Origin of the sequence: Nonomuraea sp. NPDC047529, assembly GCF_040642995.1 — a bacterium.
Classification (GTDB): Bacteria; Actinomycetota; Actinomycetes; order Streptosporangiales; family Streptosporangiaceae; genus Nonomuraea.
Map to the genome: position 1 here is coordinate 1 of NZ_JBEYTJ010000086.1, position 10,915 is coordinate 10,915.

At 74.8% G+C, this 10,915-nt stretch carries 8 protein-coding genes; 3 read left to right on the plus strand and 5 right to left on the minus strand.

Annotated features, from left to right (window positions below):
* The first annotated feature begins 177 nt into the window (after positions 1–177).
* Positions 178–4,353, plus strand: coding sequence for a serine protease (locus ABZ815_RS52285; protein WP_357710955.1), 4,176 nt, complete (start codon positions 178–180; stop codon positions 4,351–4,353).
* A 3-nt stretch (positions 4,354–4,356) separates the two neighbouring features.
* Here ABZ815_RS52285 and ABZ815_RS52290 read toward each other — a convergent pair whose 3' ends face one another.
* Positions 4,357–5,187 carry an SAM-dependent methyltransferase gene (locus tag ABZ815_RS52290; RefSeq protein WP_357710938.1) on the minus strand — a complete coding sequence of 277 codons (831 nt, stop codon included), beginning with the start codon at positions 5,185–5,187 and terminating at the stop codon, positions 4,357–4,359.
* A gap of 130 nt (positions 5,188–5,317) precedes the next feature.
* Between ABZ815_RS52290 and ABZ815_RS52295 the strand changes: the two genes are divergently transcribed.
* Entirely contained in the window at positions 5,318–5,968 is a 651-nt protein-coding gene (locus tag ABZ815_RS52295; protein ID WP_357710940.1) for a nitroreductase family protein, read from the plus strand.
* 63 nt (positions 5,969–6,031) lie between these two features.
* On the opposite strand, the gene ABZ815_RS52300 is transcribed toward ABZ815_RS52295, so the two are convergent.
* On the minus strand, positions 6,032–7,420 hold the full coding sequence (locus tag ABZ815_RS52300; protein ID WP_357710943.1) for a GH1 family beta-glucosidase: 1,389 nt from the start codon (positions 7,418–7,420) through the stop codon (positions 6,032–6,034).
* Between the two features lie 328 nt (positions 7,421–7,748).
* On the opposite strand from ABZ815_RS52300, the gene ABZ815_RS52305 reads away from it, so the two are divergent.
* Positions 7,749–8,498, plus strand: a complete 750-nt coding sequence (locus ABZ815_RS52305; protein ID WP_357710945.1) for a GNAT family N-acetyltransferase — start codon at positions 7,749–7,751, stop codon at positions 8,496–8,498.
* A 2-nt stretch (positions 8,499–8,500) separates the two neighbouring features.
* Here the strand turns inward: ABZ815_RS52305 and ABZ815_RS52310 are convergent, their stop codons facing one another.
* From ABZ815_RS52310 to ABZ815_RS52320, 3 genes are all read right to left on the minus strand, one after another.
* Positions 8,501–9,571 (minus strand): DUF5685 family protein, encoded by a 1,071-nt coding sequence (locus ABZ815_RS52310; RefSeq protein ID WP_357710948.1) that lies wholly within the window; start codon positions 9,569–9,571, stop codon positions 8,501–8,503.
* Positions 9,572–9,657: 86 nt separating this feature from the next.
* Positions 9,658–10,086, minus strand: coding sequence for a hypothetical protein (locus tag ABZ815_RS52315; protein ID WP_357710950.1), 429 nt, complete (start codon positions 10,084–10,086; stop codon positions 9,658–9,660).
* A gap of 2 nt (positions 10,087–10,088) precedes the next feature.
* A complete protein-coding gene (locus ABZ815_RS52320) occupies positions 10,089–10,619 on the minus strand; it encodes a hypothetical protein (protein ID WP_357710953.1) in 531 nt (176 codons plus the stop codon).
* Positions 10,620–10,915 lie beyond the last annotated feature (296 nt).

Sequence of the window (10,915 nt, forward strand, 5' to 3'; positions counted from 1 at the left end):
GCACCGTCCCCCTGTCGGTCAAGAAGTAACACCCGCACAGCGCGTACACGACGAAGGGCGTTCCCCGACCACGGGGAACGCCCTTCTCGCATGTCAAGGAACGGCGAACGCCACCTCCGCCCAGCCGTCATACTGACACCCCGGACGGCCGGAGTGACGAGGCGGTGACCGTACGTGATGGATCGAGGGCCCGACGAGGCGCTGAACCTCGCCGTCCTGCGCGTGCGCGGCCCGGAGGAGGCCGTCGCGGGGGCGGGCTTCCTGATCGCGCCTGACCTGGCGCTGACCTGCGCGCACGTCGTCTCGGGCGCCCTGGGCCGCGCGGAGGGGCCGCCGCCGTCCGACGCCTGGGTCACCGTCGAGCTGCCCTTCGCCGACGACCCGGCCCCCGTGCGGGCCCGCGTCGAGCACTGGGTCCAGACCGCCGACGACGGCTCGGGCGACATCGCCGTCCTGCGGCTGGAGGCCGCGCCCCCGGGCGGGCGCCCGCTGCGCATGGCCGAGCCGCGCAGCGTGTGGGGCCACCGCGTGGCCGTGGCCGGGTTCCCGCACGGCCTGCGGGGCGGCGGCTGGCACACCGGCCGGCTGCTCGGCGGCACCCAGCAGGGCTGGCTCCAGTGCGCCCCCGACGACCCCGGCGGCGTGCCGATCGAGAGCGGCTTCAGCGGCAGCCCCGTCTGGGACGTCGAGCTCGGCGACGTCGTCGGCATGGTCGTCGCGGCCCAGCCAGGCGGCCCCCGCCAGGCGTTCGTGATCCCCACCCGGTCGCTCACCCGCGCCGTCCCCGCCCTGGCCGCCACCGTACGGCCGGCCTCGCCCTTCCGCGGGCTGTGGGCCTTCCGCGAGGGCGACGCCGCGGTCTTCTTCGGCCGCGACGCCGAGACCGCCCGGATCCAGCGCCTCCTGCGCGCCCACTCCGAGGTCACGCTCACCGGCCCGTCCGGCTGCGGCAAGTCCTCGCTGGCGCTGGCCGGGGTCGTGCCCGCGATGCGCCGCGAGGGCTGCGAGATCGTCGTCCTGCGGCCCTCGGCCGTGCGTTCCTGGCCGGACGCCCTCGCCGCCGAGCTGGCCGCCCTGTCGCACCCGGGCCTGACCGGGGCCGAGGCGCTGGCCAGGGCCGACGCGTTGCGCGAGCCGCTGAGGAACGGCAGGCTGCCCGACGTCGTCGCCCAGGTGCTGCGCGACACCGGCGCCACCGGGCTGCTGCTCGTCGTCGACCAGGCGGAGGAACTGCTGGTCGGCGTGGAGGAGCAGGCGGCCGAGGCGGCCCGGGTCCTGGCCGCGGCCCGCGCGTGCGCGGCCGTCCGGGTGCTGTTCACGCTGCGGGCCGACTTCCTGCCCGCCGCCCTGTCCCATCCCGCCCTCGGCGGCGCGCTCGGCCGCGAGACCTACGGGCTCACCCCCATGACCCGCGACCAGCTCCGGGAGGTCGTCGAGGCGCCGCTGGACGCCGTCCCCGCCGTGACGTACGACCCCGGGCTGGTCGACCGCATCCTGGCCGACGCCGGCACCGCGCCCGGCGCCCTGCCGCTGATCGGCTTCCTGCTCGACCGCCTCTGGCACGAGCAGCAGGGCGGCCGCATCAGCCACACCTCCTACGAGGCGTGCCGCGGCGTACGCGGGGCCCTGGCCGCGCAGGCCGAGCAGGTCTGGGCGGCGTGCGTGCCCGAGCAGGACACCGCCGCCGGCCAGGAGCTGCTGTCCCGGCTCGTCCGGGTCGCCGCCGGGGCGCACGCGCCGCTGCGCAGGCGGGTCGCCCGCGAGGAGGCGGGGGAGGAGCGCTGGCGGCTGGCCGGCCGCCTGGCGGCCGGGCGGCTGCTCGTCATGGACACCGGCGAGGACGGCCGCCAGACCGTCGAGCTGGCCCACGAGGCGCTGATCGCCGAATGGCCGCGGCTGGCCGGGATCGTGGCGGCGGACCTGAAGTTCCTCGAATGGCGCGACCTGCTCCACCAGGACATGCGCCGCTGGCGGCAGGCCGGGCAGGCCCCCGACCGGCTGCCGGGGCCGCCCGAGCTGGCCGCCGCCGCCCGCTGGCTCGCCGAGCGGCCCGCCGACCTGACCGAGGGCGAGCACGACTACCTGCGCCAGGGCCGCCGCCGGCAGCGCGCACGCACGCTGCGCCGCCGGGGCGCGATCACCGGCGCGGGGGTGGCGCTGCTGACCGTCGTCTCGCTGGTCGCCTGGACGCTCTACCAGGGCCGCATCGGCGACCAGCGCGCCGCCGAGGCCCGCTCCCGCGCGCTGGCGGGCGCCTCGGCCGACCTGGCCGGACGCGACCCCGAGCTGTCGTCGCTGCTCGCGGTCGGCGCCTACCGCGCGGCCCCCACCCAGGAGGCCAGGACCCAGCTCCTGCAACGCTACGTCGAGCACCGCTACACCAAGGGGGTGGCCACGGGCGCGCTCGGCTCGCTCACCGCGGCCGACGCCAGCGACGACGCCCGCGTCCTGCTGGCCACGACCGCCTCCGCCGCCGGCCGGGCCACGCTGTTCACCCGCGGCCCCGACGGCCGCTACCGGCCCACCCACCTGCCCGACCGGGGCGGCACCAGCCATCCGGCCGTCTCCGCCGACGGCGGCCTCGTCGCCTACGCCGTCGAAGACGGCAGCATGGTCTGGCACCGCGTCGACCCCGACGACGGCGAGCTGCTGGACCAGGGCCACGTCCTGGACCGCCAGGACCGGCAGGCCCTGGCCGACGAGCCCGCCGCCGACATCAGGGCCGACGGCGACGACGGCTGGATCGCGACCGCCGGCCCGAAGAAGCTCGTCCTGCAGTCGCTCGGCACCACCGGCGCGGCCCGCACCTGGGTGTACGACCTCCCCGCCGACCTCGTCCGCTTCGGCCCCGACGCCACCACCCTGGTCGCCAGGGAGAAGGGCGTGGCCAAGGTGTACAGCAGCAAGGGCAGCCCGGCGTGGCAGGAGCTCACCGTCCGCACCCTGGGCCCGGCCGACGGCCTGGCTGTCTCCGGCGCCGGCGCCACCGCCGTGACCTGCCGCAACAGCGACGACGGCCGCACCGCCACGTACACGGGGTACGCGGTGAGCGACGGCGCGCGGCTGGGCGGCTTCAGCGCCGGACGCCCGTGCGGCCCCTTCGTCGTCGACCGCGAGGGGCGGCGGGTGGCCGAGCAGGGCGCCTCCGGCTGGGAGCTGGTCGACCTGGCCGAGGGCGTCACCCTGTCACGCACCTGGATCGACGCCCAGACCGCCCCGACCGGCGCCGAGACGGGCGCCGCCCCGGTCGCGCTGGTGGGCGTCCCGGGCGCGCAGGAGCTGCTCACCAGGTCGTCCGAGACCATGGTGCTGACCGCGCTGCGCGAGGGCGAGCAGCGCGTCGGCAACCCGGCGCTGCTCCAGGGCGGCCAGCGGATGGTCGCCCAGGTCGACGGCGGCGCCCGCCTGCGCCTCATGGAGACCGGCGATCCGCAGCGCACCCTGGCCGACGTCGCGCGCACGAAGAGCCCGAAGGGCCTGAACGCCTACGGCGACCCCGTCGCGGACGAGTCCGGACGCCTCCTCGCCGACGCCGTCGGCCCCGCGAAGGTCGCCGTCCGCGCGCTGCCCTCGCTCACCCCCGTCACCGAGGTCGCCACCGCCCGGCCGCCGCAGGGCGCGCAGCTCACGTACTTCTTCAAGGACGGCGACCTGTTCACCTTCGCCGGCCGCCGCCTGGAGCGCTGGGATCCGGCCACCGGCCGCCGCAAGAGCGCCTTCGACGTCGCCGGCCCCGGCACGGTCGTGACGGAGGTGCAGGTCAGCCCGTGGAGCGCGGACCACCTGATGATCGCCGTGCAGGGCGCCGACTACCTGCGCACGATCGACCTGCGCACCGGCGAGGAGGTCAAGGACCGGCGGCTGACCGTGGGCTCCGACGTCGTCAGCGGGTTCGTCCTCGACCGCGCGGGCACCCACCTGCTGCTGTTCCGCAACGGCATGCTGCCCGAGGTGTGGCTCACTCACCCGCTCAGGAAGGTGCTCGGCCCGCTGCGTTCGGCGGGCGAGAACATCCGCGGCGGCGAGCGCATGACGTCGATGATGCCGGAGAACGCGGGCAGGCTGTTCCTGTTCGGCGAACAGGAGATCCGCGTCTTCGGGCTCGGCGAGACCCAGGTGTCCTACGAGGAGGGCTACACCTTCCGCCAGGCCCAGGACTTCCTGGAGATCTCGCCCGACGGCGCGCTGCTGCTGCGGCTCAAGGGCGGCGACAGCGTCACGGGCTACTCCACCGACCTGCTCCGGCTGGACGTGGACACCTGGCGGCGGCGGCTGTGCGAGGTGTTCGGCCGCCCGTTCACCCCGGACGACCGGCAGCAGGTGCCGATCGCCCTGCCGGAGGCCGTCTGCTGACGGTCACGGCTTGCGCCCGACCCCGCCCAGGAACGTGTGATACGTGATCCCCAGATCCGGCCGGTACCCCGGCTCGGGGCGCCACTCGGCCAGCGGCACCAGGCCGGGCTCCAGCAGCTCCAGGCCGTCGAAGAAGGCGAGGATCTCCTCGCGGGTGCGCCACCGCCCGGTGCCCATGGTGTCGTTGAAGAGCCGCTCGGCCTCGAACGCCTGCCGCGACACCTCCGGGCGCTCCTCCATCGGGTTGTGGAAGCTGGAGACGGCGACGTGGCTGCCCGGCGCCAGCCGGGCGACCAGGCGGCGGGCGATGCCAGCCGGGTCCTCCTCGTCCGACAGGTGGTGCAGGATGCCGAACAGCAGCAGGCCCACCGGCTCGTCGAGGTCGATGAGCTGCCTGGTCTCGGGGTGGTCGAGGATGTCGTCCGGCCGGCGGATGTCGGCCTCGATGACGGTGGTGCCGTCGTCCACGGCCAGCAGCGCCCGGCCGTGGACCAGGACGATCGGGTCGTGGTCGACGTAGACGACCCGGCAGCCCGGCGCGGCCCCCTGGGCGATCTCGTGCACGTTGCCCTGCGTGGGCAGGCCCGACCCGATGTCCAGGAACTGGCGGATGCCCGCCTCGACGGCCAGGTCGCGGACGACGCGCGCCAGGAAGTCCCGGTTCGACCGGGCCGCCTGCGGGGCGTCCGGGGCGATCCCGAGCGCCATCTGGGCCACCTCGCGGTCGATCTCGAAGTTGTCCTTGCCGCCGAGCATGTAGTCGTAGACGCGGGCGACGCTGGGCTTGGTCGTGTCCACGCCCGGGATGGGCGTTCCCTGCTCGTCGTCGGCCACGGTGGCTCCTTCGGTTGCGTCGGGCGAGTTCGGCTGGCGTGATCATACGTCCCGGAACGCCGGAAATCAGGTCCCGATGCGACCGTACGGCCTACGGGATTCCCGGGGCCCGCGTTGACATGATGGGCCCATGACGATCGAACCACTGGCCCCGGACACGCTGCTCACCACCACCCGCAGCGTGCGCAGGCGCCTCGACCTGTCCCGCCTGGTCCCGGCGTCGCTGGTCCGCGAGTGCCTGGAGGTCGCGCTCCAGGCGCCCAGCGGCGGCAACCGGCAGGGGTGGCACTGGATCGTGGTCACCGACCCCGACCGCCGCAAGGCGATCGGCGACTACTACCGGCGCTCGTGGAACGCCTACTCCACCTCCGGCGGCTCGGCCCGGTCGATGTTCAGGGACGACCCGGCGCGGACGGCGGCCCAGGAACGCGTCAGTGACAGCGCCGCCTACCTGGCCGAGCACATGGGCGACGTCCCGGTGCTGGTGATCGGCGCGATCGAGCTCCCCGGCGGCCGGCTGCCCGAGGGCAACCAGGCCGGGCTGTGGGGCTCGCTGCTGCCCGCCGCGTGGAGCTACATGCTCGCCGCCCGCGCCCGCGGCCTCGGCAGCGCGTGGACCACCCTGCACCTGGAGTACGAGAGCGAGATCGCCGAGCTGCTCGGCATCCCGGCCGAGGTCCGCCAGGGCGTGCTGCTGCCCACCGCGTACTTCACGGGGGAGACCTTCAAGCCGGCCGCGCGGCAGCCGCTGGACGAGGTCCTGCATCTCGACCGCTGGTGAACCGGCGACGCGCGTGACCGCCTTCACCGACATCTCCCTGCGCATCGTCCTGCGCCTGGCCGTCTAACCCTGCTCGACGCCGTTCGCCGCGATCACCCCGCGGTACCAGTGGGCGCTGTCCTTCCAGGTGCGCTCCAGCGTGCCGCGGTCCACCCGGACGACGCCGAACCGCTTGGCATAGCCGTGCGCCCACTCGAAGTTGTCCATCAGGGACCACAGGAAGTAGCCGCGCACGTCCGCGCCGCCCGCCATGGCCTCGGCCACCGCGCGGATGTGCCGGCGCAGGTAGTCGATCCGGTCGTCGTCACTGACCCGGCCATCGGCCTCCACCGGGTCGGGGAACGCCGCGCCGTTCTCGGTGATCATCGTGGGCAGGCCGGGATGGTCGCGGCGCAGCCGCAGCAGCAGCTCGGTCAGCCCGGTCTCGTCGATGTTCCACCCCATCTCCGTGTACGGCCCCGGCTGCCGGACGAACTCCACGTCCTGGCAGGCGATCCACGGGGACGCGACGCCGTCGGCGGGCCCGTCGGCCGTCTCCCGTCCCGCGCCGCCCTCCCGCCGCCGCACCAGGACGGGGTTGTAGTAGTTGACGCCCAGCACGTCCAGGGGCGCGCACGCGGCGGCCTCGTCGCCGTCCTGCACGAACGCCCAGTCGGTCACCGCGGCGGTGTCGTCGAACAGGGAACGCGGGTAGGCCCCGTCGAGCATCGGGCCGAGGAAGGCCAGGTTGGCCAGGGTGTCCACGCGGCGCACCGCCTCGGCGTCGGCCTCGGACACCCCGCGCACGTGGTGCAGGTTGAGCGTCACCGACATCCGCGCCGCCGGGTCGGCCGCCTCGCGCAGGGCGCGCACGGCCAGCCCATGGCCGAGGTTCAGGTGGTGCACGGCGGCCAGCGCGGCGGCGGCGTCGGTCCTGCCGGGGGCGTGCACGCCGGAGGCGTAGCCCAGGTAGGCCGTGCACCACGGCTCGTTCAGGGTGATCCAGGTGTGCACGCGGTCGCCGAGCGCCTCGCCCATGAGCCGGGCGTACTCGGCGAAGCGGAAGGCGGTGTCGCGGTGCGGCCAGCCGCCCACCTCCTCCAGCTCCTGCGGCAGGTCCCAGTGGTAGAGCGTGGCCACGGGGGCGATGTCCCTGGCCAGCAGGCCGTCCACCAGGCGGTCGTAGAAGGCGAGCCCGCGCGGGTTGGCCGGGCCGCTCCCGCCCGGCTGGACGCGCGGCCAGGAGATCGAGAACCGGTAGGCGCCCACGCCCAGCCCCGCCAGGATGTCCAGGTCCTCCTCCAGGCGGTGGTAGTGGTCGCAGGCGACGTCGCCGGTCTCGCCGCGGGTCACCTTGCCGGGGGTGCGGGAGAAGACGTCCCAGATCGACGGGGTGCGGCCGTCCTCGGCGGCGGCGCCCTCGACCTGGTAGGCGGCGGTGGCGGTGCCCCAGAGGAAGTCGGTGGGGAACATGGTCACTCCGCGGTCTCGTGAGGGGCGGTTCCGGATCCGCGGCGGCGTCCATCACGGCGCTCACCTCGGGCTGCCGGTCCGTCAGGTGGTCGAACGCCCGCCTTGCCCTCCTCCACCCGCGCCCGCGCGGCGACGTCGCGTAACGAGGTCATCTGCACCCGGCCTGGACGGTGGTCGAAACGTTCGCCAACGTAGGGTCGGATTCAGGGGGATGTCAATGACCTTGGGGTCGTCGTCCGGAAGGCGGTCCCGGGTGGGAAAATCGTTTGTCCGGCGGTCGGCGCGGCCCTACCTTGTGACGATCGCAGGTCAACCGAGAGGACTTCATTTGCTGGGCGCCCATGTGCACGCGTACCTCCGAGCGGCGGCCGGGTCCCGGGCGCACCGGGCCGGGCCGTTCCTGATCCGCTTCGACGAGCACGACGACGCGCCGCCGTTCAACTACGCCGTCCCCGACGACGGCCTCGCGCCCACCGGCGAGGAGGTGGCCGCGCTGGCCGCCACCTTCCGCGAGCGGGGCAGGACGCCCCGGCTGGAGTACGTGCCGCAGGTCGCGCCCGAGGTGGAGGAGGCGCTGCTGGCCGCCGGGTTCGTCGCCGAGGGCCGGTTCCCGCTGCTCGTGTGCCCGGCCGGATCGCTGGTCGAGGCGCCCGCCGACGCCGCCGTACGGCTCGCGCTGGTGACCGACGAGCCGGGGTTGTGGCAGGTCGCGCGGGTGATGAACGCGGCCTTCGACGCGCCCGAGGCCAACGAGCACGACGTCGCGCGGCTGCGCGGCGTCCTCGGCCGCGGCGGCCTGGTGGCCGCGGCCACCGACGCCGCCACGGGTGAGGTCGTCGGCGCCGGCCAGCTCGGCGGCCCCCAGGAGGGCGTCGCCGAGATCGCCGGCATCGCCGTGCGCGAGACTCACCGGCGGCGCGGGATCGGCGGGGCCGTCACCGCCCTGCTGACCAGGGCCGGCCTCGACGCCGGGGTCACCATGCCGTTCCTCACCCCGGCCGACGACGCCGCGGGCCGCGTCTACGCGCGCGTCGGCTATCACAAGGCGGGCGAGGTGCTCCACATCTCGGCCCCCTGACCTCAGCAGCTGCAGTCGCAGCAGCCGCACTCGCAGTCGCAGCAACCGCCGCAGTCGGGGCAGTCGCAGCCCCCGCAGTCGTCCAGGTAGCAGCGGTCGGAGCAGGGACGTCCCGCCTTCTTGCTCCACCTCGGCCGCCAGAGTCCGCAGGTCAGGAACGTCGCCACGCCCGCCGCCGACTTGCGGACCCAGCCGGGCCGCTGGTAGGAGGCCGCGGCGAACGCGCGCTCGACCGCCCGGCGCACCTCGGCGCCGAGCAGCCGTTCCACCAGGTGCCGCTGCTCCAGCTCCAGGTCCGCCAGCGCGAGGGCGAGCCCGTGCGCGGCGTCGTCGCAGAGCCGCCGGGCCTGCTCGCGGCCGGTCCCGGTGGCGGTCAGCGGGTTGAACGCGCCGCGCTCGTCGTCGGCCGCCTGGTCCTCGACGGCGTCGAGGAGGTGCGCGATCCGGCCGAAGAACCTGCCCGCCTCGGCCAGCGCCTCGACGTTGCCCGGCCGTCCGGCCAGCACCGCCGTGTGGGCGAAGGCCGCCGCCACCGCCTCCTCCGCGGGCGCGGTGAGGTCGAGCACCTCCGCGGGGGCGGTGCGGGCCCGGCGTTCGCGTTCGAGCTGCCGGTCGACCGTCGCCGACAGCACGGCGGTGTCGAAGCCGACGCCGGAGGCCAGCCTGGCGCCGCCCGCCTCCCAGCGGGCCGCCAGCAGGCGGCGGGCCGCGGCCGTGCCCGGGGCGGCGTCGCGGTCGGCCACCTGGTCGCGCAGCTTGCCCGCGGCCAGGACGAGCGACACGCCCGCCGCCAGCCTGGCTCCCCGCCCGCGGGCGTCCACCACGTCGGCGGAGCGGAACCCGCGCAGCGCGCACGGCCCGGCCGTCCGGTGCGGCACGGAGGACGGAAGCTGGGCCTCGGTGAGCACCGAGAGGATCAGCGTGTCGTAGTTGGTGGTCAGCCGGGCGGCGTGCCCCTGCCCGTCGCGCAGGGTGAGGCAGAGCCCGCACAGGTGTGCCCGCCACGCCGTGCGCACCGCCGCGCACCCGTGCTCACCGCACGGACGGATGATCCCGAACACCACATACCTCACAAGATCCTGAAAACGCTGGAGGAATCGTACGGGCGATCGCCCGCTCCGGGGAGCCGGCGGGTTCAGGCGCGGGTTCAGGCGCGGGTTCAGGCGCGGGGGCGCCGCAGCCGCCTGGCCGCCACCGTCAGCACGGCCAGCCCGGCCAGCGTGATCGGCGCGGTGAACAGCCACTCGTCCGAGCCGTCCGGGCCGTAGACGCGGGTCTCGCGGCCCGTGTCCACGGCCGGGGTGGCCTGCCCGGCCGCCAGGGTACCGCGGTCGCTGCCGTACAGTTCGACGTCGCGCCGCCGGATCCGTCCGTCGCCGGAGGTGAAGTCCCCGGCCCAGACGCACGACTCGTGCCCGGGATGTGACACGCACCGCAGCTCCCGGGCGGTGAACGCGCCGCCCACCCCGTCGGCGCGCGCGGCCCGTACGACGGGGCCGAACTCGGGCACGGACACGAACAGCAGCAACAGCCCCAGAACGGCCAGCGCCACCGTGAACCCGCTCGGACGTCGTCTGGTGACCGCCATGCCTAGTGCGCCACCGCGCAGGTGCAGACGGCCCCGGCGTGCTCGGAGGCCCGGCGGTGGAGCAGCATCGCCACCACCATCGGGGCGAAGACGACCGCGTTGTAGAACAGGTGCAGCTCCATCCGGGGCAGGAAGATCTGCAGGACGCTGGTCGGGACCGGACGTCCCAGCAGGTGGAGCCCGGTGAGCTTCTGCACGAGCAGGAGCAGGTGCTCCATGTGGTGCCAGACCTGGATGCCGAGGGAGATGTTCCACCACGTGCGCGAACGGCCGGCGAACCCCTTGCGCAGCAGGACCAGGCCCACCAGCATGAGCAGCGCGTACCCGTAGTGCATCCACTCCGAGGTCACCAGCCACGGGAACGGCAGGCCGAGCACCCCCCGGGCCTCGCTCAGCGGCCACCCCCAGACGTAGACCTGCACGGCCTGCACCAGGTGCTCGGCCCAGTGGGCCACCACGATGGCCATGAAGGCCGTGAGTGCCGCCTTGTGGTGGCGTCCGTTGAGCGTGGACGCGCTGATCGCCGTCGCCATTCCTCACCTCGTGTCTGTCGCGCTGACGCTGGACAGAACGATCTCGGACGGCACTGGGAACGGGCTTGCATCCCCTTGCAAGTGGCTGGTGGCCTCCGGACGCGGGCGGCGACGGAACGCCCGCCGCCCGGGGAGCGGTCGGGCCGTTGACGTCGAGGCCGCCCGAGGCCGGTCCGCCGAGGGCCGACCTCGGGCGGGAACGCCCAGGTCATGAGGGGAATGGGTGGGGCTTGCCTGTCGTTTGCATACGCATACCCCGGTGTGCTTTGACGGTGATTGAGGCTGTTTGCCGGGGG

What these genes read in the sequence shown, in the direction of transcription:
- ABZ815_RS52285 (WP_357710955.1), top strand. Translation starts at nt 178, where the DNA reads ATGGATCGAGGGCCCGACGAGGCGCTGAACCTCGCCGTCCTGCGCGTG.
- ABZ815_RS52295 (WP_357710940.1), top strand. Translation starts at nt 5,318, where the DNA reads ATGACGATCGAACCACTGGCCCCGGACACGCTGCTCACCACCACCCGC.
- ABZ815_RS52300 (WP_357710943.1), bottom strand. Translation starts at nt 7,420, where the DNA reads ATGTTCCCCACCGACTTCCTCTGGGGCACCGCCACCGCCGCCTACCAG.
- ABZ815_RS52315 (WP_357710950.1), bottom strand. Translation starts at nt 10,086, where the DNA reads ATGGCGGTCACCAGACGACGTCCGAGCGGGTTCACGGTGGCGCTGGCC.
- ABZ815_RS52320 (WP_357710953.1), bottom strand. Translation starts at nt 10,619, where the DNA reads ATGGCGACGGCGATCAGCGCGTCCACGCTCAACGGACGCCACCACAAG.